Here is a 26,026-nt window from a genome sequence, read left to right as displayed (position 1 = left end):
TCACCCGACCGCACCCGCAGCCGTGCAGGGCCCCGCGCCGCCGGTCCGCCCTTCCCGGGCGCCGCCCGGGGCAAGGGCCTGACCTGCGCGTTCCCCCGACGCCGCGCGGCCCTCGGCCGGGGCGGGCGGGCTTAGGATGCGGGGCATGACGCAGAGCGGACCCAAGACCGAACTCGGTGACTTCCTGCGCTCCCGCCGCGCCCGGATCCGGCCCGAGGACGCGGGGCTGACCGCCTTCGGGGGGCGGCGCCGGGTGCCGGGGCTGCGGCGGGAGGAGCTGGCGCAGCTCGCCGGGGTCAGCGTCGACTACTACACCCGCTTCGAACAGGGCCGCGCCGAGAACGTCTCCGAGGCCGTCCTCGGGGCCGTGGCCGCCGCCCTGCGACTGGACGGCGCCGAGACCGCCCACCTGACCCGGCTGGTGCGCAACGCCGGGCGCGGAGCCCCCGCCCCGGCGGCCGAGGAGCCGCAGCGGGTCCGGCCCGGCCTGCTCAGGCTGCTGGAGTCGATCCCCGACACCCCGGCCTTCGTCCTGGGCCGCCGTACCGACGTCCTCGCCTGGAACCCGCTCTTCGCCGCGCTCTTCGCCGATTTCGCGGCCCTGCCGCCGCAGCGGCGCAACAAGGCCTGGGCGGTCTTCCTGCACCCCGCGACGCGCGACCGGTTCGCCAACTGGGAGACCAAGGCCCGCGACCTCGTCGCCCACCTCCGCTTCGACCTCGCACGCCACCCCCACGACCCCCGCGCGAACGCCCTGATCGAGGAACTCACCGCGCACAGCCCCGAGTTCGGGCCGATGTGGCGGGCCCAGGAGGTCTCCGGGAAGACGCACGGCGGCTACCACCTGCGGCACCCGCTGGTCGGCGGGTTCACCCTCGCCTACGAGGCCCTCAGCCTCCCGGACGACCCCGACCAGACGTTGGTCGCCTACACGGCGGAGGCCGGCTCCCCCTCCGAGGCGGCCCTGCGCCTCCTCGCGGGGGCGGCCACCGGGGAACGGGCCCGCACCCCCGCCTGACGCCGCGCCGGCCGCGCCCGCCGGGCCCGGCCGGGGCCGTCAGCCGCGGGGCCCGAAGTCATCCCTCGGACAAGGATCTTGACCCGTCCGGCGCGTGTCGAACCGGGCCCTTGATCGTTTCTTCAGCCGTAACCCTCATGTCGGCTGCCGAATCGGAGGACCGCGGTGACGGCTTGGCAGTACTACGCCGGGGCGGGCATGGTGGCCGCGCTCTGCCCGCTGCACGGCCACGTGGCGGTCGCCGGTGACGGGCACGGCAGCGGGGCCCGGGTCGACGTGTGCGTGCCCGCCGGGCGGCCGCCCGTACGGCCGTCCATGCCCCCGCCGCCCGTGGCAAGGCCCGGGACGCCGGCCGTGGTCCCGCCCGCCGTACGGGTGACGGTGCCCGGCGCCGAGCGGCCCGCCGTGCACCACCCGGGCACGGCGCCGGGCCTGCCGCAGGCCCCCGCGCCCGGGGTCCCGGCGCCGGACGGCGCGGCGCAGCCGCCCCCGGCTCCGCCGGCGCCCGCGCCCCTGCCGGAGGCGGCGCCGGCCGCGGCCTCCGGTCCGCCCGCGCCCGGCGCGGCCGCGCCCGTGCACGCCTTCCACGTGCGCCCGTACCACTCCGCCGCCCTGGAGCGGCGCGGCCCGAACGGACTGAGCACCATGATGCTGATGGTGGTCGTCACCACCCCGGCCGTGCTCGCCGCCGCCGCGCTGCGCCCCCGGGGCAAGAGCCGCGGCCCGGCCTCCTGAGACACCGAAGCACCGAAGCACCGAAGTATCGAGACACCGAAGTATCGAGACACCGAAGCACCGCGGCGCCGGAGCGCCGACGCATCCCCGCACTGACGCATCCACGAACGGGAGATCCCTCGTGTCCGAATGGCTGGTCCTGGCCATCGCCCTGGCGCTCGTCTGCGCCCTCGTCCTCGCCATGACGGCGATCCGGCACCGCCGGGTCGCGGATGACGAGGACACCAGCGAAACCCCCGACGTCATCGAGTACATGACGATGATGGTCGGCGTGGTCTACGCGATCGTCCTGGGCCTGGCGATCGCGGGGGTCTGGGAGGCGCGCGGCGCCGCCGAGGACAGCGTGCGCCGCGAGGCACAGGCGCTGTACGAGGTCACCCAGCGGGCCGACGTCTACCCGGTGCCCGTCCGCGACCGGATCCGCGGCGAGGTCGACGCGTACGTCTCCCACACCGTCAGCGTCGACTGGCCGCGGCTGGTCTCCGGCAAGGACGCCTCCCCCGAGGGCGCGCAGCTGCTCGGGAAGCTGCGCACCGACGTCACCCACCAGAGCCCCGCCAACGAGCTCCAGGCGCAGGCCTACCAGCCGCTGCTCGACCAGATCGCGGCCGCCGACGACGCCCGCCACTCGCGCACGCAGAGCGACGAGTCCACCCTGCCGAGCGTGGTCTGGGTGGGGCTGCTGGTGGGCGGGGTGGTCACCATCGGGCTGATCTTCACCCTCCAGATCCGGCGCTCCGGCCGCGAGCTGCTGCTGGCCGGGCTCTTCAGCGCGCTGATCGTGTTCCTGCTGTTCATGGTCTGGAGCTTCGACGCCCCCTACGGGCGGGCCGGCACCGACTCCGCCGGCGCCTTCCAGGACCTGTTCCCGGCCCTGTCGGTGACCGCCTCCCGCTGAGGCCCCGGGCACCCTCCCCGGCCGCGCGGCCCCGGCGGGCTCAGCCCCCCGCCGGGGCCGCCTGCCGCCGGGCCGCGGCCACCAGCGGCGAGTGCCGCAGCGCGTGCGAGATCCGTACCAGGTCGCGCGGACCCTCGGCGGTGACGAGGACCCGGTTCCCCTCCGCCGCCTCCTCCTCGCCCCCGGACGCCGCCTCCGGGTCGGCGGCGCACACCAGCACGGCGGCCGCCACCATCGCCGCGTCCGCCACGGCGCGGGCCGTCTCCTCGTCCGCGCCGGCCGCCAGGGCCCGCTCGTAGGCGGTGTCGCGGTGGCGCCGGTCGAAGCAGGGGCCCAGGCGCAGGAACCCGTCGTGGATGTCGGACTCCCGCTGGATCACCCGGATCGCGGCCGGGGACCACCAGGACATCCGCACCCCGGGCGTCCCGACCGGCGCCGTGCGCTGCACCTCGTGCCACAGCGCCCCCAGGTGCCGGTAGGTGCTCCAGGTGCGCCAGCTGTCCGACACCCGCTGGTACACCAGGGGCAGCACGAAGCCCACCGAGCTGACCAGCGCGCCCGCGGAGGCCAGCGGCGGGGCGACGAAGGTGCTCAGGAAGTCCAGGTCGCGGTCGAACCAGCGGGCGGCGACGGCGGACATCTTCGCGGCGTCGTAGGCCAGGCTGATGGCGTAGCCGGACACGATGATCAGGAGGCCGGCCCGGAGCCAGCCGCAGACCTGGAGGGACCAGCGCCAGCACATCGAGACCATCATCATCACGGCCACGTTGTGCGCCAGCAGGTAGGAGGCGATCATCAGCCGGATGTACGGGGTGTTCGCGTAGTACGTGTCGAAGTCGCGCAGCCGCTCGACGGGCGCCGAGCCCAGGGCGAACAGCACGACGATCGCCGCGACGACGACGGAGTAGCCGGCGATCCAGCGCAGCGAGGTGGCCCGGATCTCCTCCGCGGGGCCGCCGCGCCAGTTGAAGACCAGGACGAGGCAGGAGGCGCTGAAGGCGGTCATCAGGCAGTAGACCAGGGGGGCGGAGAAGTTGGGTATCCCGGTCCAGCGGTTGACGGCCTCGATGGTGGGCGGGGCGGCGAAGGTGAAGACCGAGCCGGCCAGGAGGAGCAGGACACAGACCGACCGCAGGAGCGGATCGCGCCAGTTGGTGCGCAGGGCCGGCAGCTTGCAGACGAGGGAGATCGCCATGGCGGCCGCCGGGATGTAGTAGTCCGGTCCTTTCAACGGTCGTTCCTGTGCCCCCGGTAGCCGAGGGAGGTCTCGATCCGGCCCGCCAGCTCGTCGCGCCGGCCGGCCGGCCGGGCACCGGAGGATCCGGCGAGCCAGGTGCGGCACCTGCTGCCGAGCAGGAGGCCGAAGGTCTCGGCCTCCGTCTCCTCCTGGACGTCGGCGCGGGTGCGCGCGGCGACGCTGCGGACCGTCTCGCCGAGGTCGGCGCCGTCGCTCAACAGCCGGGCCGCGACCGCGGCGCCGTCGACGTGGTGGCTGCAGTGGCCCGCCTTCATGTGCCAGAGCTCGTGGCCCAGGATGACCAGCTGGTGGTCCGGCGCGGTGCGCTCCTCGATCACGACCAGGTCCCGGTCCGCCATGTCCAGCCACAGCCCGCTCGCCGTCCCCTGCGGGAACGCCGCCATCCGGAACTGCACCGGGCGGCCCCGGTGCCTGCTCATGCCGTCGCAGAGGGCGGCGTAGAGGTCCACGGGTTCCACGGGGGCGGCCAGCTTGATGCCGGACACCAGCTCCGCGCACAATCGCCGCTGCGCTCTGCCTATGCTCACCGTTCTCCCCGTCGACGCGGATCCGGATCAGGACTCAAGGATCAGATCCAGACTTTCGACTGGGTCATGATTCGTTCGGTTTGACGCTTTCGAGAAGCATGTCCAGCCATTCGGTCACCTTGTCCCGGTGCTTGTCGCTGGGCAGTTGGGCGGCGCGCCAGGCGATGCCCCGAACACCGTGGTTCTGCAGGAGCCGTGCGAGCGGGTCGCCGGCCGCGGCGGCCTCGGCCGGTACGGTCTGCCGCTCGCGTCCCGCGAAGTCCTGGAGGAGCTGCTGCTCGGTGCGCTGGAGGGCGTCGGTGAGGGCGTCTGCGTCATGGGCGGTGAGGAAGCCCGCGTGCACCCCGAAGAAGCGCTGGATGGCGTCGCAGTGCTCCATGGTGGGCCGCCGGTCGCCGTTGATGAGGGCGCCCGCCTGCTGCCGCGACATCCCGGCGCCGTCCGCGATCTCCTGCTGCGTGTAGCGGCGGCCGTTGGGCTTCACCCGGGTCCGTCGGAGCAGGTCGAGGCGCTGGAGGAAGCGCGCCTGGAGATCGGGTTCACCGGCCCGCCTGCCGTCGAGCAGGGATCTGATCACGTCCGTGGGAACCCCGGAGGCCTCGGAAAGGCGGCGGAGGTCGAAGACCTGGTTCGGGTCGCGGCCCATTTTGTTCGCCAGCTCGGCGACCCGCGTGACGGTTGCCGCCAGGGGCGCGTTGGCCACCGCGACGGGAGCCGGGAAGCCGTCTGTCACCAGTGGTTCTCCTAGATCGCGCGAGGTCAGTGGGCACGTGGTCGGCCTCAGGGAATCTATCCGGTTTGTTTTGGGAGAGCCATAACTTGCCACAGCTGTGGCGCGAATGAGCTGTCGCCAGGCTGGAATTGCCACAATAGTTGACACTCGAATGAAGTCGGTAGCAGGATCGCCACACGGAAATGAAGATCCAGACCGTTGAGGAGGGGGAGCTCTCGGTGCCACATCTCGCAGCGGTGGGCCCGTCTGATGGCCTCGTCCGAGCCGGTGAGGAGCGCCTGGCGGGCGACGAGTCCGCCCGTGGCGCAGTGCGGTCGGAGCGGCGCAAGGAGATTTTGCGCCAACGCCGCGAAGAACTGGGCCTGAGTCAGGAAGACCTCGCGGCGCGCCTGCGCATCAGCGTACGCGCGTACGGGAACTGGGAGCGCGGCCTGGTCAAGGAATGGACCGACCGCAAACTCCTCGCCCTGGCCGAGGCCCTGGAGATGAGCGAGCGGCAGTGCTTCTGGCTCTTCCGGGTCATGGTCGACCGCGATCCGCCGCCGACCTGGCGCGCGGCCGAGGAGAGCCGGCTGCCGCAGGACCCGGCCCAGCGCGACTACCTGGTCGACTACGCGGCCCTGATGGAGGCCGTGCCCTACCCGAGCTTCCTGGTGGACCACCGCTGGGACGTGGCCCTCACCAACTCGGCCTTCGACCGGCTCTTCCAGACGGTGAGGCCGCACCCCACGGCCCTGCCGGACGACAACTTCCTGCGCTTCGTGCTGTTCCACCCGGACGCCGCGGCCGTGCTGGAGGACCACGAACCGGCCTGGTGCGTACCGCTGCTGGCCCAGTTCGCGACCGCCCTGGAGGCGTCCCCGGAGGATGAGGGGCTGCGGAGCATCCGCCAGGAGGTGGCCCGCGACCCGTTCATGGAGGCGGCCTACCGGTACGGGGTCCCGCACTGGCTGACCACCCACGGGCAGGAGGCCGCGGAGCGGGACGGCGCGGTGCGGACCGTGCGCCACCCCGACCCGGGCTGGGGCCTGGTGCGCTGCCGGATGGTGGCCGAATCCAGTCGGATGCTCGACGGGATGGGGCTGACCCGGATCACCCTGGTGCTCTCGGCCCCGCAGGGCCTGCCGACCGGTCCGGCACCCGGCGGCGCCGGCTTCCCGCAGCAGCAGGGGGCCCGCCTGCGGGCGGTTCCGGCGCTGGGGGACTGACGCGGCGGGGGACACTGGTCCCCCAGCGCCCGCCGCGGCGCGCGGCGGCGGGATCCGGCGATGCTCCGGCCCGCCCCCGCCGGGCGCCGAGGGCCGGATGCCACGATCGGCGACATCGAGTGGATGTCGCCGATCGTGGCATCCGCGCCGGTGCCCGGGGCGCGTCGCCCCGGGCCGTGGCGGCGGGCGGTACCTCGAAAGGCCGGAAGGACGGTAGGGGCGTGCGGTTGACCATCCTCGGCGGGGGCGGATTCCGCGTCCCGCTCGTCTACGGAGCACTGCTCGGCGACCACGCCGAGGGCCGGGTGTCCCGGGTGACCCTCTACGACGAGGACCCCGTGCGGCTCGCCGCCATGGCCCGGGTGCTAGCCGACCAGGCCGCCGCCTCCAAGGAGGCGGACGCCCCCGAGGTCACCGCCACCCGGGACCTGGACGAGGCCCTGCGCGGAGCCGACTTCGTCTTCTCGGCCATCCGCGTCGGCGGCCTGGAGGGGCGCGCGGCGGACGAGCGGATCGCCCTGGCCGAGGGGGTGCTGGGCCAGGAGACGGTCGGCGCGGGCGGTGTCGCCTACGGCCTGCGGACCGTCCCGGTGGCGCGGGAGCTGGCCAGCCGGATCGCCCGGACCGCCCCGGACGCCTGGGTCATCAACTTCACCAACCCCGCCGGGGTGGTCACCGAGGCGATGTCCGAGGAACTGGGCGGGCGGGTCATCGGCATCTGCGACTCGCCGGTCGGCCTCGGCCGCCGGATCGCCCGCCTCCTGGGCGTCGCCCGCCCCGAGGAGGCCTGGATCGACTACGTCGGCCTCAACCACCTCGGCTGGGTGCGCGGACTGCACGTCGGCGGGCGCGACGAACTGCCCCGGCTGCTGGCCGACGGCGAGGCGCTGGAGTCCTTCGAGGAGGGACGCCTCTTCGGGGCCGACTGGCTGCGCTCGCTGGGCGCGATCCCGAACGAGTACCTGCACTACTACTACTTCAACCGCGACACCGTGCGGGCCTACCAGGAGGCCGAGCGGACGCGCGGGGCCTTCCTGCGCGACCAGCAGCGCGGCTTCTACGCCGAGGCCGGCCGGCCCGGGCAGCCCGCCGGGGCGGCGCTCGCCGCCTGGGACCGGACCCGGGCCGAGCGCGAGGCCACGTACATGTCGGAGAACCGCGAGGTGGCGGGCGTCGGGGAGCGCGAGGAGAGCGACCTGGAGTCCGGCGGCTACGAGAAGGTGGCCCTGGCGCTGATGCGGGCCATCGCCCGCAACGAGCGGACGACGCTGATCCTCAACGTCCGCAACGGCTCGACCCTGTCCGTGCTGGACGCGGAGGCGGTGATCGAGGTGCCCTGCGCGGTCGACGCGAACGGGGCCCACCCGGTGTCCGTGGCCCCGCTGCCCCTCCACGCGGTGGGGCTGGTGACCTCGGTGAAGGCGGCCGAGCGGGCGGTCCTGGCCGCCGCGGGGAGCGGCTCGCGGGCGGACGCCGTCAAGGCCTTCGCGCTGCACCCGCTGGTGGACTCGGTGACCGTGGCACGCCGGCTGCTGGACGGGTACGCGGCGGAGCACCCGGGGCTCGCCCACCTGCGCTGAGCCCGGGTTCCGGCGGGCCTCCGGCGGGTTCACCCGTACGGCGGCTTGCGGCATGCGGCAGGGGCGGGCGGCTGTGACAGTGCGAGGGTGACCACCGCCCCCGCCACGGCCGCGCCGCCGCCCGCGCTCGACCGGCGGCGGCGGCGCGTCGTCTTCGGCACGATCATGCTCGCCGTGCTGCTGGCCGCCCTCGACCAGACGATCGTGGGCACCGCGCTCCCGACGATCGTGGGGGACCTCGGCGGCGGGGACCACATGGCCTGGGTGGTGACCGCGTACCTCCTCGCGGAGACCGTCGCGACCGTGCTCGTCGGGAAGTTCGGCGACCTCTTCGGCCGGAAGATCGTCTTTCAGATCTCCGCGGTCGTCTTCGTCACCGGCTCGTTCCTCTGCGGCCTCGCCTCGAACATGTCCCTGCTGATCCTGTGGCGGGGCCTCCAGGGCTTCGGCGCCGGCGGCCTCATGGTCACCTCGATGGCGCTCATCGCGGACGTGGTCCCGCTGCGGGAACGCGGCGTCTACCAGGGGGCGATCGGTGCGGTCTTCGGCGTCGCCACCGTCATCGGGCCCCTGCTCGGCGGGTTGTTCACCGACCACCTGAGCTGGCGCTGGGCCTTCTACGTCAACGTCCCCCTCGCCGTGCTGGTGGTCGTCGCGGCCGCCCGCACCGTCCCCTCGGTACGCACCCCGGGGCGGCCGCGCATCGACTACGCGGGCATCGCCCTGGTCACCGTCGGGTCGAGCGCGCTGATCCTGGCCACCAGCTGGGGCGGGAACGAGTACCCGTGGAACTCCGCCGTGATCGTCGGACTGCTGGCGGGCGGGGTCCTGGCGTTCGGGCTGTTCTGCCTGGCGGAGACCCGGGCGGCCGAACCCATGCTGCCGATGCGGCTGTTCCGCAACCCCGTGTTCACGGTGTGCTCGGTGCTCAGCTTCGTCGTCGGCTTCGCCATGCTCGGCGCGATGACCTTCCTGCCGACCTACCTCCAGTACGTGGACGGGGACTCGGCCACCCTGTCGGGCGTACGGACGCTGCCCCTGGTCTTCGGCCTGCTGGCCGCGTCCGTCTTCAGCGGCGGCGTCACCGGCCGGACCGGCCGGTACCGGATCTTCCCCATCGTGGGCTGCGCGGTGATGGGCGTCGGCCTGTACCTGCTGTCGGGGATGGACGCGGACACCGGGCCCTGGCGGGAATCGCTGTACATGCTGGTCCTCGGCGCCGGGATCGGCCTGTGCATGCAGGTGCTCACCATCGCCGTGCAGAACACCGTGGACTACGCCGACCTCGGCACGGCCACCTCCGGCGTCACCTTCTTCCGCACGCTGGGCAGCGCGTTCGGGACCGCCGCCTTCGGGACGATCTACGCCAACGGCCTGGCGCCCGGGCTGGAGGCCGCCGTGGCGCGGGCCGCCCGGGCCACCGGCGAGGACCCGGCGCGGCTCGCGGCCGCCGCGCAGAGCCCCCGGGGGGTGCACGCCCTCGACCCGGCGGCGGCCGGCCCGATCGTCGACGCGTACGCCCAGGCCCTGCACACCGTGTTCCTGTGGACCGTGCCGGTGGCCGTCGTCGGCTTCGTCGTCGCCCTCTTCCTCAAGCAGGTCCGGCTGCGCGACAGCGTCCGCGCCGCGTCCACGGACATGGGCGACGGCTTCGCCTCGCCGGCCACGGCCTCGGGGGACTCGGCCAAGCTGCTGGAGCTGGCCGTGGGCAAGCTCGTACGGACCATGGGGCCGCAGCAGGCCCGCGGCATCGTCGAGGCCTCCGACACCCGGCTGGACATGGCCGGCGCGTGGGCCGTGATGCAGGTGGACCTGCTGACCCGCACGGTCGGGCACGCCGGCCTGGGACTGATCGCCTCCCGCCGGTCGCTGCCGCCGGAAGTGCTGCTGCCGGTCTTCGACCGGATGGTGGAGGAGGGTTACCTGACCCGGCAGAACGGATACTTCAGCCTGACGCGGGGCGGGCAGCGGGAGGCCGACGTCATCTCCGCCGCCTGGGCGCAGTGGCTCGGCGACCAGCTGGAGCGCGACCGCGGCCGCCCGCGCAGCGCGGAGCTGAGGGCGGCGTCGGACGCGATCGCCAAGCGGCTGCTCGCGGAGGACCTCCGCGAGGGCGACTTCGCACCCCGGCAGCAGGTCTAGGGCCTTCCGGCCCCTAGGGGCGCTTGGTGCACAAGGCCGCGTCCACCGCCCCTTGGAGGTGGCGGAGGCCCTCGCCCTCGGCGGTCCAGGTCGTGGTGTAGACGGTCACGGTCCCGCGGCCCGCCGTGGCGCGGCCCCCGCCCACCGAACTGCCGGGCAGGTCGCCCCCGTGGCCCCAGTAGACGCCGCCGCAGCTGAGCGGGATCGAGGCGATGCCGTAGCCGTAGCGGCTGCCCGCCGGGTAGACGTCGCGCCCGCCGACCGCGGTGGTGTCCCGGGTCATCTGGCGCAGGGCCCAGTCGGGCAGGAGGCGGCCGCCGAACAGTCCGTCCCAGAAGGCGTTGAGGTCCTTCGGTGTGGAGACGAGGCCGCCGGACGCACCGAACTCGTAGCCGGGGAGCTCGGTCACGTCCACTCGGCCGGCCTCCGGGGCGGCCGGGTGGATGCCGTAGTTGCGGGCGTGCGGTCCGCGCAGCGCCAGCTCGCCGGGTGCGGGCCAGTAGGTGTCGTCCAGGTGCAGCGGGCGCAGGATCGTGCGTTCGACGTACGTGCGGAAGCCGACCCCCGACACCTTGTCGATGACCATGCCGAGTGCCAGGTAGTTGGTGTTGGAGTATCCCCAGTCGCTGCCGGGAGCGAAGACCGGCTCCTCCCTGAGCGCGAGGGCCAGGTAGTCCTGCGATGTGCCGGGCCGGGTCCAGTCGACCAGGGCGGTGTACTCCGGCAGACCGCTGGTCTGCTTGAGCAGCTGCCGGATGGTGACGGTGCGTTCGGCGAGCTGCGGTACGTAGCGGCCGGCGTTGTCGTCGAGTCGGATCCGCCCGTCCGCCACCAGGCGCATCACGGCCGTCGCCGTGAACGCCTTGGTGTCGCTGGCCAGCCGGATCCGCCCCCGTTCGTCGACCATGGGCCGGCCCGACTCCCTGTCCGCGACACCGGCCGTACGCGTCGACCTGCCGTCGTACGCCAGCGCGCCCGGGACGCCGTCGCCGGTGACGAGCAGGTCCAGCTGCCGCTGCACCGGGTCGACCGGCCGGGCCGCCGCCTCGGGGACGGACGCCCCGATGACTGCCGCGGCGAGCAGGACCGCGGTGGCGATCGACGTGCGGTGCATGAGCTCTCCCCCTGATCACGGACCCGCCCGGGCCGGCCGGTCGCTTGACGACGACTCTGCCAGGACCCCGACCCGAGATCATTGCGCTCGGCCCCCGAAGGGGAGGGCGGCCACCCCCCTTGACACGTCACGGCTCGTCAGGTTCACAGCCGAGCGGAGGGACCGGCAGTACCGCGGGACGCCGGTGCGAGGGGATGCCGCATCCCGACTCGGAAACGGTCTGGTCGGTGCGGCCGGTGGGGTAGTCGTGGTGGGGGACGGCGGGCAGGTTCGGGAGGTCGGGGCGCCAGGCGCGCAGGACCGCCGCCGAAGGGGCGTACAGCGCCCCGGGGATCTCCGCCGGGGCGAACCAGCGCCACCGGACGATCTTGTGCGGCTCGGTCACCGCCGGGGTGCCCTCGGCGGAGCGGGTGAGGGCGGCCGCCGTCAGGCGGGTCACGTCGGTGGCCGTGGAGGAGAGGTGGACGGCCAGCACCTCGACGGCCTCCGGGGCGGTGCGCAGGCCCGTCTCCTCGGCGAGCTCCCGCGCGGCGGCCCGCTCGAAGCCCTCCCCGGGGTCGACCTTGCCGCCGGGCAGCTCCCAGCGGCCGTCGTGCGCCTGGCCGAGCAGCACCCGCCCGTCGGGGCCGAGGACGACCAGCCCCACGCCGACGACGGCGTTCGGCCCGGGGACGGCGCGCGGGGCGCCGGTGGGTTCGGGGTTCTGGGACGTCACGCGGTGCGGTCCTGTCCGTCGTCCTGCGGGGAGCGGCCATTCTCCCATGCGCCGCCGCGGGGAGACGGCGCGTCAAGGCGGTGCACGCCCGCCCCTCGGACGGGTGTACGAGTTTCGGCCAGGCGCCGTGCGCGCAGGCTCTGTCGGTCCGATCGTCGTACGTACACCGGCCCGGGGGGCGCGCCATGGCACATCTGCTGGTGATCGGCGGCGGGGTGGCGGGGCTGGCCACGGCCCTGCTCGCGGCCCGGCGCGGACACACCGCCGAGGTCTTCGAACGGGACGCCCGCGCCCCCGGGACCGCCCTCGACCGGGACTTCTTCGACTGGCGCCGCCCGGGCGTGCCCCAGGCGGCCCAGCCGCACGTCCTGCTCGGCGCCGCCCGGGCGGTGCTCCGCGGCGAGCTGCCCGACGTGCACGCCGAGATGCTCCGGCTCGGCGCCCGCGAGCGGCACGAGCTCGACTGGTTCGACGAACGCCCGCCGGCGCGCCCCGGCGACGAGGACCTGGTGCTTCTCCAGGCCCGGCGCATCGTGCTGGAGAGCGCGCTGACCACCGCCCTGCGCGCGGAACCGGGTGCGGTGGTGCGCTACGGCGAGCCGGTCACCGGGCTGACCGCGGCAGGGGGCGCGCAGCCCGGGATCACCGGGGTGAGCACCCCGGGCGGCGCCTACGCGGGCGACCTCGTGGTGGACGCCGGCGGCCGCCGCGGCGGCTCCGCGCCCCTGCTGGCCGCGGTCGGCTGCCGCCCGGCCACCGTCGAGCGGCACCGCACCGGCCTGGCCTACTTCTGCCGCTGGTACCGGCTGCCCGACGGGGTGGACGAGGGGCCGCGCCGGCCCTGGACGGTGACCGGCGGCGCCTTCGCGGGCTGCGCCGTCTTCCCGTCCGACAACCGGGTCTTCGCCGTGACCGTGTTCGCCCACACCGGGGACCCCACCCGGGCCGCCCTGCGCGATCCGGCCGTCTTCGAGGCCGCCGCCCGGGCCTTCCCGCCCGGCGCCGCCTGGCTCGGCCTGGGCGCCGAACCGCTGTCGGCGGTCCTGGCCACCGCGGGCCTGGACAACCGGTGGAGCCCCCTGGCCGACGGGCGGGGCCCCGTGGTGAGCGGGATGGTCCCCGTCGGGGACGCCCTCGCGCACACCAATCCGACCCTGGCCCAGGGGACCTCCCTCGCGCTGTGGGCGGCCGACCGCGTGACCCGGACGGCCCACCGGGACCCGGGCTCGCCCGGCTTCGCCGCCGGCTACCACGGCTGGGCGCTGCGCACCCTGAAGCCCTGGTTCGACTTCCAGGCCGGCGCGGACGCGGCCGTGGGGGAGCGCCTCGCGGCGGGGGCGGGGACGGATGCGGGGGCTGGGGACGGGGCCGTCGGGACGGGGCAGGCGGGTGCGGCCGGCGGGCGCGTGCCGGGAGGCCGACCGGTCCGCGCCGACCGGGTGCGGGATGCGGCCGCCCTGTTCGAGTGCGCGCTGGAGGACCCGGTGGTGATGCGGGCCCGGGCCAGGGTCCGGCACCTGGCCGAACCACCCGCCCGGGCCTACGCGGACCCCGCGGTCCGGGCCGCGGTGGCCCGCTGGCTCGCGGAGCGGCCCGGCTGGGCGCCCCACGCGGTGGGCCCCGACCGGGCGCGGTGGGAGGAGCTCACGGCCTCGGCCGCCCCGTCCCCTCAGCCCGCGCCGCCCAGCACCTCGGCCAGGTCGTAGCCGACGACCTCCTCCAGCTGCCCGTACGTGCACTCACCCGGGGTGCGGTCGGGGCGCCAGCGGACGAACTGCGCGGTGTGCCGGAAGCGGTCGCCCTCCATGTGGTCGTACTTCACCTCGCAGACCCGCTCGGGGCGCAGCGGCACCCACGAGAGGTCCTTCTTCCCCGTCCAGCGGCTCTGCGCACCGGGCAGCCGGGCGCCCTCGTGCGCGGCCTCCTCGGTCCACGACGCCCACGGGTGCCCCTCGGCGTCCGGCATCCGCAGGGGTTCCAGCTCCTCGACGAGCTCGGCGCGGCGCTTCATCGGGAAGGCGGCGCAGACGCCCACGTGCTGGAGCGCGCCGTGGCCGTCGTAGAGGCCCAGGAGCAGCGATCCGATGATCGGACCGCTCTTGTGGAAACGGAATCCGGCGAGGACGACGTCGGCCGTACGCTCGTGCTTGATCTTGAACATCAGGCGGGCGTCGGGCCGGTAGGGGAGATCGAGGGGTTTCGCGACGACCCCGTCGAGTCCGGCGCCTTCGAACCGCTCGAACCACTCCCGCGCGAGCGCGGGGTCGGTGGTCGCGGGCGCGAGGTGCACGGGGGGCCGGGCTGTGGAGAGGGTGTGGACCAGGGCGCTGCGGCGTTCGGCGAGCGGGGTGTCGAGGAGGGCCTCGTCGCCGAGGGCGAGCAGGTCGAAGGCGACGAAGGCGGCCGGGGTGGTCTCGGCGAGGAGCCTCACGCGGGAGGCGGCCGGGTGGATCCGCTCGGTCAGCCGGTCGAAGTCGAGCCGCCCGCCGTGCACGATCACGATCTCCCCGTCGACCACGCAGCGGGCCGGCAGGTTCTCCTTCAGCGCCGCCACCAGCTCGGGGAAGTACCGGGCCAGGTCCTTGCCGGTGCGGCTGCCGACGACCACCTCGTCCCCGTCGCGGTGGACGATCGCCCGGAAGCCGTCCCATTTGGCCTCGTACTGCATGCCGGGCGGGATCCTCGCCGAGGACTTGGCGAGCATCGGCTTCACGGGAGGCATCACCGGCAGGTCCATGCCCCCGATTCTGCGGTGGTACGGGCGGGCGCGCCCGGTGTGCGCGTCCGCACGCGCCCGCCTACCGTGGCGCCCATGGGCACGGGCAAGGGCGGCGCGGTGGAGATCGACGCGGGCGGGCGGGCGGTACGCCTGTCCAGCCCGGACAAGGTGTACTTCCCGGAGCGCGGGCTCACCAAGCGGGACGTCGCCGAGTACTACCTGGCCGTCGCCGACGGGATCACCCGCGCCCTGCGCGACCGCCCCACCACCCTGGAGCGCTACCCGGACGGCGTCGAGGGGGAGTCCTTCTTCCAGAAACGGGCCCCGAAGAACCTGCCCGACTGGATCCCGACCGCCCACATCACCTTTCCCAGCGGCCGTTCGGCGGACGAGATCTGCCCCACCGAGCCCGCCGCCGTCCTGTGGGCCGCCAACCTGGGCTGCCTCACCTTCCACCCCTGGCCGGTCCGCCGCGGGGACACCGACCGGCCGGACGAGCTGCGCATCGACCTGGACCCGCAGCCGGGCACCGACTACCACCACGCGGTGGCGGCCGCGCACGAGCTGCGCGCCCTCCTGGACGAGGTGGGGCTGCGCGGCTGGCCCAAGACCTCGGGCGGGCGCGGCCTGCACGTGTTCGTGCCGATCGAGCCGCGCTGGACCTTCACCGAGGTCCGCCGGTGCGCGATCGCCCTGGGCCGGGAGCTGGAGCGGCGGATGCCCGGCGAGGTCACGACGGCGTGGTGGAAGGAGGAGCGCGGCGAGCGGATCTTCGTCGACTACAACCAGACCGCCCGCGACCGGACCATCGCCTCCGCCTACTCCGTCCGGCCCCGCCCGCACGCCCCGGTCTCGGCGCCCCTGCGCTGGGAGGAGCTGGACGACGCGGAGCCGCGCGACTTCGACATCGTGACGATGCCGGCCCGCTTCGCCGCACTCGGCGACCTGCACGCCGAGATGGACGAGCACGCGTTCGGCCTGGAGGCCGTGCTGGAACGCGCGGCCCGCGACGAGCGCGACCACGGCCTGGGCGACATGCCCTACCCCCCGGACCACCCGAAGATGCCGGGCGAACCCAAACGCGTCCAGCCGAGCCGCGCGAAGCACGCGGAGCCGGAGGCCTGAACGGCCGCGGCCCCGGCCGTGCCCGCATCCCCCGGGGCTCCCGGCCGCCTCCTAGCCGGCCGTGAGGTGGCGGTGGAGGGCCTCGTGGCCCTCCGGGGTCGGATGGATCCCGTCCACGAGGAGGTCGGGGCGGTCGCGCAGGAGGTCCCAGGGGTCGATGTGGTCGACGTGGTTCTCCGCGCACCAGGCGCGGAGGGACTCGCGCAGGTCCAGGGCCCGGGCCTCGGTGAAGCGCAGGCCCTCGTAGTCGGCCGTGCGGGACTCGTCCAGCCAGACGGGGCCGAGGACCACCAGGCGGGCGTTGTGGTCCCGGGCCGTGGCCGCCAGGGAGGCGAGGGCCGCCCCGAGGTGCTCCGGGCCGGCCGGGTCCGGATCCGGGGCGTCCGCCGGCACGGCCGAGTCGTTGATGCCCGCGGCGACCAGGAGGGTGTCCGGGCGCCGCGCGGCGAGGAGGCCGGGGGTCTGCTCGGCGACGTCGGCCAGGGTGCTGCCCGGGACGGCCAGGTTGAAGACCCGGTGGGCCGTCTCGTCGGCGGCGATGTGGCGGGCGGCGAGCCGGGCCGCCCAGCCGCCCTGCGGGTCGCAGCGCCCGTAGGCGATGCTGTCGCCGGCGATCACGATCCGCGCCGCCGAGCGCAGCGGGTTCGCGTCCAGGTAGGCCCAGGCGCTCTCGCCGGAGGACAGCAGCACCCGCCGGCGGGCGTAGTCGTCCACCTCGTAGGCGTCGGCGGCGGCCAGCTCCTCGTCGGTGAGGCGCAGGACGGAGCCCTCGACGGTGGAGCCCAGCCGGCATTCCAGGGTCAGGTGGACGTCGAGGCCGCTGGCGGCGATCACCTCCGGGTCGGTGATCTTCAGGGGCCGGGTCGTGTGGCCCACCAGCGAGGCCGGGGAGCTGGGCACGGCGCGGCCGAAGAGGGCGGTCTGGACGCGCCCGTTCCTCAGGGTGCCGAAGGAGAACAGGGCGTGGGGTCGTGACTCGGTCACCGCGGGCGCCAGGCCTTTCGTCGAAAAAAAGGATGATCATCGCACCCTAGCGGCCGCCCGTCGGCGCGGGAGGGCGGGCGTTGTCAGTGGGGGGTGCGATGCTTCGGGAGGAAGGTCCTGCAGGGGCTCCGGCCCGGTGTTGATCAGCTGTTGATCGGACGTCCATCGCCCGCGCCCAGGATCGCCGCATGTCGATGAACACCACCACCGCCCCCGCCTGGTACGACCTCGCGCTGTGCGCCCAGACGGGCCCGAGCTTCTTCTTCCCGGACCCGGGCTCCTCCGTCCAGGACGCGAAGCGGCTGTGCGGGGCGTGCGAGGGCAGGGCGGCCTGCCTGGAGTACGCCCTCGCCAACGACGAGCGCTTCGGCGTCTGGGGCGGGCTCTCGGAGACGGAGCGCCAGGCCCTGCGACCGCGCGCCTGACCGCGTGCCGGTGCCGGGACGCCCGCCCGCTCCGGACAGCAGGGAACCCCTGGCGGAACGGGGGGTCCACCAGGGGTTCGGGAGTCCGGCCGGGCCGGCCGGGACCGGAGGCCTCAGCCCCGGCGGGCGGCCATGCGCGCGGCGCGCGCGGCCAGGCGCTCGTCGAACTTGCGGGCCTCGGTGTCCAGGCCGTTCATGAAGAGCCCGAGCTCCTCCTGGGCCTTCTGCCCCTCGGGGCCCAGCCCGTCGATGTCCATGATCTTGAGGAAGCGGATCACGGGGCTCAGCACGTCGTCGTGGTGGATCCGCAGGTTGTAGACCCCGCCGATCGCCATCTGCGCGGCCATCCGCTCGAAGCCGGGCATGCCGTGTCCGGGCATCCGGAAGTTGACGACGACATCGCGCACGGCCTGCATCGTCAGGTCCGGGGCGATCTCGAAGGCCGCGGCCAGCAGGTTCCGGTAGAAGATCATGTGCAGGTTCTCGTCCTGCGCGATGCGGGCCAGCATCCGGTCGCACACCGGGTCGCCGGACTGGTGGCCGGTGTTGCGGTGCGAGATGCGGGTCGCGAGCTCCTGGAAGGCCACGTACGCCACCGAGTGCAGCATCGAGTGGCTGTTGTCGGACTCGAAGCCCTCCGACATGTGCTGCATCCGGAAGGCTTCCAGCTTGTCCGGGTCCACCGCGCGCGAGGCGAGCAGGTAGTCGCGCATCACGATGCCGTGGCGGCCCTCCTCGGCGGTCCAGCGGTGCACCCAGGTGCCCCAGGCGCCGTTGCGGCCGAACAGGGTCGCGATCTCGTGGTGGTAGCTGGGGAGGTTGTCCTCGGTCAGCAGGTTGACGACCAGCGCGATCCTGCCGATGTCGGTGACCTTGGACTGCTGCGGGTCCCAGGCCTCGCCGTCCTCGAAGAAGCCCGGGAAGTTCCGGGCGTCGCTCCACGGGACGTACTCGTGGGGCATCCAGTCCTTGGTGACCTTCAGATGGCGGTTGAGCTCCTTCTCGACCACCTCTTCCAGCGCGTACAGCAGCTTGGCGTCGGTCCACGCCTCCGAGCTGCCGAGGTGGGGAGAGGTGATCGTCACGGGTGCTCCTGGGGACAAAGCGAATTACCTACGGTTCCGTAGCCTACGGTCTCGTAGGTTAAGCGCGACATCAGGGCGAGCCAAGCCCCACCCGTCGGCCTGTCCCGCTACGTCCGGTTATCTATGCAGTTGGACGGGGTCCCGAGAGCCTCCACAAAGGTGAGAATCACGCCAGAAGGTGGCCGGCCCCTCCGGCCTTGACGGCGGGAGGGGCCGGGGGGCGGGCCGCGGGAGCCCGGATCAGTCCTGCCAGAACGAGGCGCGGACCTCGTCGGCCGAGGTCGCCCGCAGTCCCTGCTCGGCGTCGAGCAGCAGCCAGCGCGTGATCCCGACCGACTCCAGGAACGGCACGTCGTGGCTCGCCACGACCAGCGCGCCCCGGTACGCATCCAGGGCCTCGCCGAGCCGGCGCACGCTCGCCAGGTCCAGGCTGTTCGTCGGCTCGTCCAGCATCAGCAGCTGCGGCGCCGGCTCGGCGAGCAGCAGCGCCGCCAGCGCCGCCCGGAACCGCTCGCCGCCCGAGAGGGTCCCGGCCGCGCGGTCCGCCTTGGCGCCCCGGAACAGGAAGTGCGCGAGCCGTGCCCGGACCGTGTTGTCGGAGGCGTGCGGGGCGAACCGCGCCACGTTCTCCACGACCGAGCGCGCGTCGTCCAGCACGTCCAGCCGCTGCGGCAGGAAACGCGCCGGGACGTGCGTCACGGCCTCCCCCGACACGGGCGGCAGCAGCCCGGCGAGGGTCCGCAGCAGCGTCGTCTTGCCGGAGCCGTTCGCACCGACCAGCGCGATCCGCTCCGGACCGCGGACCTCCCACTCGCCCTCCACGCCCGCCCCGTGGGCCAGGCGCAGATCGGTCAGGGTCAGCACCCGCCGGCCGGGCGGAACCTGAGTGGCCGGCAGCTCGATGCGGATCGCGGCGTCGTCGCGCACCGCGTCCACCGCCTGGTCCAGCCGCTCGCGGGCGTCCGCCAGTTTCTCGGCGTGCATCGTGCGGTGCTTGCCCGCCGACTCCTGGGCGGCGCCCTTGCGGGCGTTCATCACGATCTTCGGCTCGCGCTTGCTGTCGTGCATCTTCTGCGCGTACCGCTTGCGGCGGGCCAATTTGAGCTGTGCGTCGGCCAGTTCGCGCTTCTGGCGCTGGACGTCGGCCTCCGCGACCCGGACCATCCGCTCGGCCGACTCCTGCTCGGCGGCGAGCATCCGCTCGTAGTCGCCGAAGTTCCCGCCGTACCAGCGGACTTCGCCGTCGCGGAGGTCGGCGATCTGGTCGACCCGCTCCAGCAGCTCCCGGTCGTGGCTGACCAGCACCATCACCCCGGACCAGGACTCGACGGCCGCGTAGAGGCGGCGCCGGGCCCGCAGGTCCAGGTTGTTGGTGGGCTCGTCCAGCAGCAGGACGTCCGGGCGGGCCAGCAGCAGGGCCGCCAGCCGCAGCAGGACGCACTCGCCGCCCGACAGCTCGCCGACGGTGCGGTCCAGGCCGATCCGGGCGAGTCCGAGCTGGTCGAGCACGGCCAGGGCCCGCTCCTCCACGTCCCAGTCGTCGCCTACGGCGGCGAAGTTGGCCTCGGTGGCCTCACCCGCCTCGATGGCGTGCAGGGCGGTGCGGGCGGTGCGGATGCCGAGCGCCTCGTCCACGCGGAGCGCGGTGTCGAGGGTGGCGTCCTGCGGGAGGTAGCCGATGGTGCCGGCCACGGAGACCTGGCCCCCGGAGGGGGTCAGGGCGCCCGCGACGAGCTTCAGCAGGGTGGACTTCCCGCAGCCGTTGAGCCCGATCAGGCCGGTGCGGCCGGGGCCCACGGTCCACTGGAACCCCTCGAGGACGGGGGTCCCGTCGGGCCAGTCGAACGAGAGGGCGGAGCAGGTGACGAAGGTAGGGGCATGACTCATGGAGGCCTCCAGGTTGCGTGAAGTGGTGCGTGCAACGCGGGGAGACAGCCGACTGTCACGAAGGTGTGGGCGTGGTGGTCGGTGTCTCGGACCTCAGAAGAGCAATGTCCTACTCCGTTTCGGCGGGGATGGGTCGCCGATGAAGCTACGGGCGGCCCGGGCCGCCCGCAACCGGATTAAGCCGTCGTGTCCCCGCGGTCTCAGCAGGAGCCGCGCATCAGCTCGTCCAGGCTGTGGTCCATGTCCAGGTAGCGGTGCTCCAGACCCGGCGGGACGAGCTCGCGGGAGCGCTCCAGGAACCCGCGGACCTCGGCCGTGGTCATCAGCACGATCGCCACGCCCTCCGGCGCGTGGAACTCGATCGTCGTGCGGTCCCCGTCGTAGGGGCGCACGCGGACGTCGCCGCAGCCGGCCGGGTGCCGGATCCCGGACATCAGCAGCTCGCGCGCGAAGGTCCACGAGACCTCGACGCCCTCCAGCGTGGCGAGGGCGGGGAAGGCCATGCGGACGGCGAAGGGATCCGAGCGGTCGTAGCAGAGGGTGACGGGGACGGTCTCGACCTTCGGGGCGGTGGCGACCAGCCGTGCCTGTACGGCCTGCTCGATGACAGTGATCAAGGCTCGCTCCCTTGCAGCGGATCTGCTGCCGGGCTGTGGGGTGGAACCCGGCAACCGGATAGACGCCGGAATCGGCAAATCCGTGCAGGGCGGATGACGTGAGCTGCGTCACCGATTGGCCGGATCTCATCTGTGTGATCGCACAGAGTGACCGTGTGGAGGGGGTGGGGAAGGGGGTCCGGCTCCTTGCCGCAGGCTCCCGAGTGATCGCAACAAGGCTGGTTACCGCTCACTCCACAGGCGCAAAGCACCACCCTGGACTCCCTGCGGACGCCCCGGTCCGAGGTGGTCACGCTCAGTTCCCCCCGGCAGGAACAGTTGGCCGAGAGGCGACCGTGCCACGGTCGTCGACCGGTCCCCCTCCTCCGCCGGTCCGGACGCCCGCGGGGCCTTCGCGTGAGGACCGCGCGGCCGGTTCCGCGCCCTGGACGGCGAAATGAGGGTGCGTTAGCTTCCCGCGCCATGAGACTTCTGGGAGTTGGCATGTGCGCGGCAGCCCTGCTGGCGGCGGTGGTGGCCGTGCCGGCGCGGGCGGACGCCGGGGCGGCGGACCTCCTCGCCGCCGGGCCGCGGGGCGCGGGCTGGGCCCTCAAGGACACCGGCCCGGCGGCCGCGCAGGGGGTCCGCTTCCGCGGGCTGGCCGCCGTCGGACGCGACACGGCCTGGCTGGCCGGATCCAAGGGCACGGTGCTGCGCACCCGCGACGGCGGGCGCAGCTGGCAGGACGTCTCGCCGCCCGGCGCGGTCGCGGAGCAGCTGGAACTGCGCGACATCGAGGCCTTCGACGCGCGGCGGGCGGTGGCGCTGTCCATCGGGGAGGGCGGGGCCTCGCGGATCCTGCGGACCGAGGACGGCGGCGCGAACTGGGCCGAGGCCTTCCGCAACCCCGACCCGCGGGCCTTCTACGACTGCCTGGCCTTCTTCGACTCCCGGCACGGGCTGGCCGTGAGCGACCCGGTGGACGGGAAGTTCCGCGTCCTGGCCACCGACGACGGCGGGCGCGACTGGCGGGTCCTGCCGGACGCCGGGATGCCGCAGGCGCTGTCCGGCGAGGCCGGGTTCGCCGCGAGCGGCCAGTGCCTGGCGGCGTCCGGGCCCCGGGACGTCTGGCTGGCCACCGGGGGAGGGGCGTCGGCGCGCGTGCTGCACTCCGCCGACCGGGGACTGACCTGGCGGGTCGCCGACTCCACCCTGCCGGGAGGGGACCCGGCGCGCGGGGTCTTCGCCCTGGCCTTCCGCGACCGCACGACGGGCCTCGCGGTCGGGGGCGACCACCGCACGGGCCAGGCCTCGCCCCTGGCGGCGGCCCGCTCCGCCGACGGAGGCCGCAGCTGGACCCGGGCGGCCACGCCGCCGGCGGCGTACCGCTCGGGCGCGGCCTGGTACCCGTACGGCCGCACGGCCGCCCTGGCGGTGGGGCCGACGGGCACGGACGTCACGCTCGACGCGGGGCGGAGCTGGCGGGCGCTGGACGGGGGCTCGTTCGACACCGTCGCCTGCGCGGCGGACGGCGCGTGCTGGGCGGCGGGCGAGAAGGGCCGCGCGGCCCGCCTGGAACCCCACCGCTGACCGCCGCCCAGCCCGCCACCCTCCGGCACCGGTGCGCGAAAGCCGGCCCGCGCGGCGTGCGAGCGCACCAGGCGCGGAGCCCCTGGGAACGGCGGAAGGGCGGGACGGCTGAAGGGCGGGCGGGGGACCGGCCCGCGCAGCGGCAGGGCGCCGGGGCGGCTACGACGGGAGGGTCTCCCGGACCGCGGCCAGGTCCGAGGAGGTCTTCGTGGCGATGAACTCGGTGATCCGGTACGCGCACACCCCCGCCACCGCGAACGGGTCCGACGCCGCGATCTGCTCGACCTCGGCCCGCGAGACCCCGCGGGCCAGGATGACCCCGCCCTCGCGCGGGACCTTGCGCCCCGAGGCGAGGAAGACGCCGGACGCGTAGTGCCCGTCGAGCCAGGCGATGTGCGCGTCCAGCACCTCCTCGACGTCCTCGATGGGCGCGGTGTACACGAGTTCCATGACGAACATGATCGCCAGGCTACCCTCGCACTCCATGACACGAGTGAAGACCCCCGCCGACGAAGCCGAGGCCCGGGCGATACAGGACGAACTCCGCAAGCACGTCGTGCTCGACGAGCCCGGCCCCGAGCCCGGCCGCGGGCTGGTCGCAGGGGTCGACGTGGCCTACGACGACGAGCGCGACCTCGTGGCGGCCGCCGCCGTCGTCCTCGACGCCGCCACCCTCGATGTCGTCGCCGAGTCCACCGCCGTCGGCCACGTCACCTTCCCCTACGTCCCCGGCCTGCTCGCCTTCCGCGAGCTGCCGACCGTCCTCGCGGCCCTGGAGGCGCTCCCCGTCACCCCCGGCCTCGTCGTCTGCGACGGCTACGGCCTCGCCCACCCGCGCGGCTTCGGCCTCGCCTGCCACCTGGGGGTGGTGACGGGCCTGCCCAGCATCGGCGTCGCCAAGAACCCCTTCACCTTCACCCACGAGGAGCCGGGCGCCCTGCGCGGCGAGGCCTCGCCGCTGCTCGCGGCCGACGGGTCCGTCGTCGGCCGGGCGCTGCGCACCCGGCACGGGGTCAAGCCGGTGTACGTGTCCGTCGGCCACCGGGTCTCCCTGGACAACGCCTGCGCCCACGCCCTCGCCCTGAGCCCCCGGTTCCGGATCCCCGAGACCACCCGGCACGCCGACTCCCTGTGCCGGCGCGCCCTGCACGAGGCCGGTGAGGGCAGATGACCCGCTCCGGAATCCGGTGCGCCGCCGGACTCGTGCTGCTGCTGTCGGTCGCCGGGTGCGCGCCCGAGGCGGAGCCGCACCCGTCGGCACCGGCAACGCGGCCGGCACCCCGGCCGGCGTCCCTGTCGGCCGCCGAGCTGCGGACGCACCTCCTGCCCGCGGTCCTGCCGGGCGGCTGGACCTCCCGGGCCGAACCCGCGCACGAGCGCCCGAAGGGGGCCCCGGCCGCGTCGGCGACGTCCGCGTCCTGCCTGGCACTGCTGGACGGGCAGAGCATCGTGGACGCGAGTACGACGGCGGCGTCCGCGGACGCGACGGCCATGTTCAGCGGCGGGCACTCCGCCGGGAACGGCGTCATCCCCGGTGTGGAGAAGCTCTACTCGTTCCCGGACGGCGGTGCGCACCGGGCGGTGGAGGACATGCGCGCCCTGGCGGACCGGTGCCGCAGCGTGGAGTTGCCGCACACGGCGGGGGAGCCCGCCGAGACGGCCGCGTTCGCCGCGGCCGAAGGCCCCCGGCTCGGGGACGAGAGCCTCGTCGTCCGGGCCTCCGTCATGACGGAGGCCGACGGCACGGAGCACGCGGATGCGACCGTCGTCCGGGTGGGGAACGTGCTCATCGTCTTCTCCAGCGTCCTCACGCTCACCCCGGACGAGGCCGGCGCCGTCGCCGGGTTCATGCCGAACGCCGTGGCCCAGGTCAGGTCGGACCATCCCGAGCCCGTGGGCGAGGGGTCCTAGGACTCCGCCGCCACGCGGAAGCGGATGCCCGCCTTCTGGAGGCGGGCCAGCAGGGCGTCGCCCATCGCCACCGCCGGGGTGAGCTGGCCGGAGGCGTCGGGGAGGGCGTCGTACGCCAGGCACAGGGCGGACTCCGCCAGCATCTTCGCGGTCTCCCCGTAGCCCGGGTCGCCGCCCGAGACCTCGGTGAACACGCGGCGCCCGCCGCCCTCCCCGACGAAGCGGACGGTGAACCAGCTGCGGGCGCGGCGCTCCGCGTCCGGGCCGGTGCCCGGCTCCCAACGGGCCGTCAGCCACCGCCGGGCCGCCGGCACCTGGGCCAGCGCGACCGCCGCGCCCAGGGCCGCCGTCCCGCCCAGGGCGACGGGCAGGTGGCGCACCGAGGCGTAGTGGCGGTAGCGGAAGTCCGGCCCGTAGCGCTCCAGCGCGGCCGCCGACCGGGTGACGACGCGGGGGTCCAGGGTGGGCAGCGGCAGCGCCCAGGTCCCGGTCTCCCGGCTGAACCGGGGCGCCCCCGCCGTGCCCCGCACCCGGCGCCCGGGCAGCCGGGGCTGGTACAGCCTGCGCTCCCGCGCGGCGGCCAGGGTCTGGGGACCCCGGCCCAGGGCGGTGAGGGCGGAGGCCAGGGTGCCGCCCGAGGCGAGCGCGGCGGACCGGACGAACCCGTCCACCCGCAGCGGCTCGCCGGCCGGCAGGAGGCCCACCGTGAAGTACGCCCCGAGGTCGGCCGGGACGCAGTCGAACCCGCACGCGTGGACCAGCCGCGCCCCGGTCTCGCGGGCCCGCGCGTCGTGCGCGACGTACATCCGGTCGACGAACTCCGGCTCGCCGGTGAGGTCCACGTAGTCGGTCCCGGCGTCGGCGCAGGCCGCGACCGGCTCGGCCCCGTACCAGACGTAGGGCCCGACGGTGGTGGCCAGCACCCGGGTGGAGGCGGCCAGTTCGCGCACGGCCGGCCCGTCGGCGGCGTCGGCGCGCAGCAGCGGCAGGCCGGAGCAGGCCGGGTTCAGGGCGGTCAGCCGCTCGCGCAGCCGCTCCAGTTTCCCGAGGTCGCGTCCGGCCAGGGCCCAGCGGCAGCCGGCCGGGGCGTTCAGGGCCAGGTACTCGGCGGTCAGCGCCCCGACGAACCCGGTCGCGCCGAAGAGCACGAGGTCGAACTCCCGTTCCGGGCCCGGCTGGGGGCGGCTGCGGTGGACGTGCGCGGTCATGAAACGTTCCTCCCGGCTGGTGTCGGTGGCTGAGGCTAGCGTGGGTGTCGACGGTCCGTGCGCGCAGGTGTGACCTGCGGTAAGTGGGAGGGTTCGATGAGGGCTGCGGTGCGCAAGTGGGAGGCGGTGCGCGCGTTCGCGCTGGGGCTGCCGGAGGCCGTCGAGGAGCATCCCTGGGGTCCGGAGGACGGCGTGGTGAAGGTCAACAAGAAGATCTTCGTCTTCCTGGGGAACGCGGACGGTCCCGAACCGCCGGGCCTCTCGGTGAAACTCAAGGACGAGGCCCTGCACGGGCACGCGCTGGCCGCTCCCGGCGCGACGCCCACCGGGTACGGCCTGGGCCGGGCGGGATGGGTGTCGGTACCGCTGGGGGAGAAGGGGGCGCCGTCGGCGGAGGTGCTGTGCGAATGGGTGGAGGAGAGCTACCGGACGGTCGCGCTCAAACGGCACGTCAGGGAACTCGACGCCCGGCACCCGGCGTGACGGCGGCGACGGCGCGGGGGAGATTGAGCCAATCGGCTAAGCGCTTGCTCTTGTGCTGAGTGGAACGCGTTCCTAGCATCGCTGG

General features: G+C 74.5%; 25 protein-coding genes. 13 read left to right on the top strand and 12 right to left on the bottom strand.

What is annotated here, in order from left to right:
- Positions 1–145 precede the first annotated feature (145 nt).
- The 3 genes from ACIRBY_RS17350 to ACIRBY_RS17340 all read left to right on the top strand — a co-directional run bounded on the left by ACIRBY_RS17350 (position 146) and on the right by ACIRBY_RS17340 (position 2,651).
- Positions 146–1,018, top strand: a complete 873-nt coding sequence (locus tag ACIRBY_RS17350) for a helix-turn-helix transcriptional regulator (protein ID WP_403901357.1) — start codon at positions 146–148, stop codon at positions 1,016–1,018.
- Positions 1,019–1,183: 165 nt separating this feature from the next.
- Positions 1,184–1,753, top strand: a complete 570-nt coding sequence (locus ACIRBY_RS17345) for a hypothetical protein (RefSeq protein ID WP_403901355.1) — start codon at positions 1,184–1,186, stop codon at positions 1,751–1,753.
- A gap of 121 nt (positions 1,754–1,874) precedes the next feature.
- A complete protein-coding gene (locus tag ACIRBY_RS17340) occupies positions 1,875–2,651 on the top strand; it encodes a hypothetical protein (RefSeq protein WP_403901353.1) in 777 nt (258 codons plus the stop codon).
- 40 nt (positions 2,652–2,691) lie between these two features.
- Here ACIRBY_RS17340 and ACIRBY_RS17335 read toward each other — a convergent pair whose 3' ends face one another.
- The 3 genes from ACIRBY_RS17335 to ACIRBY_RS17325 form a co-directional block, all read right to left on the bottom strand.
- The gene (locus ACIRBY_RS17335) at positions 2,692–3,882 is read right to left on the bottom strand and encodes an MAB_1171c family putative transporter (RefSeq protein WP_403901351.1); all 1,191 of its coding nucleotides are present in this window, start codon (positions 3,880–3,882) and stop codon (positions 2,692–2,694) included.
- Complete coding sequence (locus ACIRBY_RS17330) at positions 3,879–4,436, bottom strand: toxin-antitoxin system, toxin component (protein ID WP_366456269.1); 558 nt, start codon at positions 4,434–4,436, stop codon at positions 3,879–3,881. Before ACIRBY_RS17330 ends, ACIRBY_RS17335 begins: the two co-directional genes overlap by 4 nt.
- A 64-nt stretch (positions 4,437–4,500) precedes the next feature.
- Positions 4,501–5,169 carry a helix-turn-helix transcriptional regulator gene (locus tag ACIRBY_RS17325; protein ID WP_042817517.1) on the bottom strand — a complete coding sequence of 223 codons (669 nt, stop codon included), beginning with the start codon at positions 5,167–5,169 and terminating at the stop codon, positions 4,501–4,503.
- 335 nt (positions 5,170–5,504) lie between these two features.
- Between ACIRBY_RS17325 and ACIRBY_RS17320 the strand changes: the two genes are divergently transcribed.
- From ACIRBY_RS17320 to ACIRBY_RS17310, 3 genes are all read left to right on the top strand, one after another.
- A complete protein-coding gene (locus ACIRBY_RS17320) occupies positions 5,505–6,377 on the top strand; it encodes a helix-turn-helix domain-containing protein (RefSeq protein ID WP_403901350.1) in 873 nt (290 codons plus the stop codon).
- Between the two features lie 221 nt (positions 6,378–6,598).
- Entirely contained in the window at positions 6,599–7,957 is a 1,359-nt protein-coding gene (locus tag ACIRBY_RS17315; protein WP_403901349.1) for a 6-phospho-beta-glucosidase, read from the top strand.
- Between the two features lie 165 nt (positions 7,958–8,122).
- On the top strand, positions 8,123–10,099 hold the full coding sequence (locus ACIRBY_RS17310; RefSeq protein WP_403901636.1) for an MDR family MFS transporter: 1,977 nt from the start codon (positions 8,123–8,125) through the stop codon (positions 10,097–10,099).
- Positions 10,100–10,112: 13 nt separating this feature from the next.
- On the opposite strand, the gene ACIRBY_RS17305 is transcribed toward ACIRBY_RS17310, so the two are convergent.
- Both ACIRBY_RS17305 and ACIRBY_RS17300 read right to left on the bottom strand, forming a co-directional pair.
- Entirely contained in the window at positions 10,113–11,213 is a 1,101-nt protein-coding gene (locus ACIRBY_RS17305; protein ID WP_403901348.1) for a serine hydrolase domain-containing protein, read from the bottom strand.
- Positions 11,214–11,340: 127 nt separating this feature from the next.
- Positions 11,341–11,928: an NUDIX hydrolase gene (locus ACIRBY_RS17300; protein WP_403901346.1), complete on the bottom strand. Its 588-nt coding sequence runs from the start codon at positions 11,926–11,928 to the stop codon at positions 11,341–11,343.
- Between the two features lie 185 nt (positions 11,929–12,113).
- Here ACIRBY_RS17300 and ACIRBY_RS17295 point away from each other — a divergent pair, with 185 nt between their 5' ends.
- Positions 12,114–13,634, top strand: a complete 1,521-nt coding sequence (locus ACIRBY_RS17295) for an NAD(P)-binding protein (protein WP_403901345.1) — start codon at positions 12,114–12,116, stop codon at positions 13,632–13,634.
- On the opposite strand, the gene ACIRBY_RS17290 is transcribed toward ACIRBY_RS17295, so the two are convergent.
- Positions 13,598–14,665, bottom strand: a complete 1,068-nt coding sequence (locus ACIRBY_RS17290; protein WP_403901343.1) for an ATP-dependent DNA ligase — start codon at positions 14,663–14,665, stop codon at positions 13,598–13,600. The genes ACIRBY_RS17295 and ACIRBY_RS17290 overlap by 37 nt on opposite strands.
- A gap of 75 nt (positions 14,666–14,740) precedes the next feature.
- On the opposite strand from ACIRBY_RS17290, the gene ligD reads away from it, so the two are divergent.
- Positions 14,741–15,772 carry a non-homologous end-joining DNA ligase gene (ligD, locus tag ACIRBY_RS17285; protein ID WP_403901341.1) on the top strand — a complete coding sequence of 344 codons (1,032 nt, stop codon included), beginning with the start codon at positions 14,741–14,743 and terminating at the stop codon, positions 15,770–15,772.
- A 51-nt stretch (positions 15,773–15,823) separates the two neighbouring features.
- On the opposite strand, the gene ACIRBY_RS17280 is transcribed toward ligD, so the two are convergent.
- Positions 15,824–16,756: a GDSL-type esterase/lipase family protein gene (locus tag ACIRBY_RS17280; protein ID WP_403901339.1), complete on the bottom strand. Its 933-nt coding sequence runs from the start codon at positions 16,754–16,756 to the stop codon at positions 15,824–15,826.
- 188 nt (positions 16,757–16,944) lie between these two features.
- Here ACIRBY_RS17280 and ACIRBY_RS17275 point away from each other — a divergent pair, with 188 nt between their 5' ends.
- Positions 16,945–17,181 carry a WhiB family transcriptional regulator gene (locus ACIRBY_RS17275; RefSeq protein ID WP_366456261.1) on the top strand — a complete coding sequence of 79 codons (237 nt, stop codon included), beginning with the start codon at positions 16,945–16,947 and terminating at the stop codon, positions 17,179–17,181.
- Positions 17,182–17,294: 113 nt separating this feature from the next.
- Here ACIRBY_RS17275 and ACIRBY_RS17270 read toward each other — a convergent pair whose 3' ends face one another.
- The 3 genes from ACIRBY_RS17270 to ACIRBY_RS17260 all read right to left on the bottom strand — a co-directional run bounded on the left by ACIRBY_RS17270 (position 17,295) and on the right by ACIRBY_RS17260 (position 20,770).
- On the bottom strand, positions 17,295–18,266 hold the full coding sequence (locus ACIRBY_RS17270; protein ID WP_403901337.1) for an acyl-ACP desaturase: 972 nt from the start codon (positions 18,264–18,266) through the stop codon (positions 17,295–17,297).
- 240 nt (positions 18,267–18,506) lie between these two features.
- Positions 18,507–20,153 (bottom strand): ABC-F family ATP-binding cassette domain-containing protein, encoded by a 1,647-nt coding sequence (locus ACIRBY_RS17265; RefSeq protein WP_403901335.1) that lies wholly within the window; start codon positions 20,151–20,153, stop codon positions 18,507–18,509.
- 200 nt (positions 20,154–20,353) lie between these two features.
- Positions 20,354–20,770, bottom strand: a complete 417-nt coding sequence (locus ACIRBY_RS17260; protein WP_403901334.1) for an SsgA family sporulation/cell division regulator — start codon at positions 20,768–20,770, stop codon at positions 20,354–20,356.
- A gap of 483 nt (positions 20,771–21,253) precedes the next feature.
- Here ACIRBY_RS17260 and ACIRBY_RS17255 point away from each other — a divergent pair, with 483 nt between their 5' ends.
- Positions 21,254–22,339, top strand: coding sequence for a WD40/YVTN/BNR-like repeat-containing protein (locus tag ACIRBY_RS17255; protein WP_403901332.1), 1,086 nt, complete (start codon positions 21,254–21,256; stop codon positions 22,337–22,339).
- A 159-nt stretch (positions 22,340–22,498) separates the two neighbouring features.
- Here the strand turns inward: ACIRBY_RS17255 and ACIRBY_RS17250 are convergent, their stop codons facing one another.
- Positions 22,499–22,798: a YciI family protein gene (locus ACIRBY_RS17250; protein ID WP_403901634.1), complete on the bottom strand. Its 300-nt coding sequence runs from the start codon at positions 22,796–22,798 to the stop codon at positions 22,499–22,501.
- Between the two features lie 25 nt (positions 22,799–22,823).
- On the opposite strand from ACIRBY_RS17250, the gene ACIRBY_RS17245 reads away from it, so the two are divergent.
- Both ACIRBY_RS17245 and ACIRBY_RS17240 read left to right on the top strand, forming a co-directional pair.
- Positions 22,824–23,510: an endonuclease V gene (locus ACIRBY_RS17245; RefSeq protein ID WP_403901330.1), complete on the top strand. Its 687-nt coding sequence runs from the start codon at positions 22,824–22,826 to the stop codon at positions 23,508–23,510.
- On the top strand, positions 23,507–24,250 hold the full coding sequence (locus ACIRBY_RS17240) for a hypothetical protein (protein WP_403901328.1): 744 nt from the start codon (positions 23,507–23,509) through the stop codon (positions 24,248–24,250). Before ACIRBY_RS17245 ends, ACIRBY_RS17240 begins: the two co-directional genes overlap by 4 nt.
- On the opposite strand, the gene ACIRBY_RS17235 is transcribed toward ACIRBY_RS17240, so the two are convergent.
- Positions 24,247–25,458 carry a saccharopine dehydrogenase family protein gene (locus ACIRBY_RS17235; protein ID WP_403901327.1) on the bottom strand — a complete coding sequence of 404 codons (1,212 nt, stop codon included), beginning with the start codon at positions 25,456–25,458 and terminating at the stop codon, positions 24,247–24,249. The genes ACIRBY_RS17240 and ACIRBY_RS17235 overlap by 4 nt on opposite strands.
- 96 nt (positions 25,459–25,554) lie before the next feature.
- Between ACIRBY_RS17235 and ACIRBY_RS17230 the strand changes: the two genes are divergently transcribed.
- Positions 25,555–25,941 carry an MmcQ/YjbR family DNA-binding protein gene (locus tag ACIRBY_RS17230; RefSeq protein WP_403901325.1) on the top strand — a complete coding sequence of 129 codons (387 nt, stop codon included), beginning with the start codon at positions 25,555–25,557 and terminating at the stop codon, positions 25,939–25,941.
- Positions 25,942–26,026 lie beyond the last annotated feature (85 nt).

The sequence above is a fragment of the Streptomyces sp. NPDC096136 genome (assembly GCF_044763325.1).
Taxonomy (GTDB): Bacteria; Actinomycetota; Actinomycetes; order Streptomycetales; family Streptomycetaceae; genus Streptomyces.
This window is presented reverse-complemented; position numbering and strand designations above follow the sequence as displayed.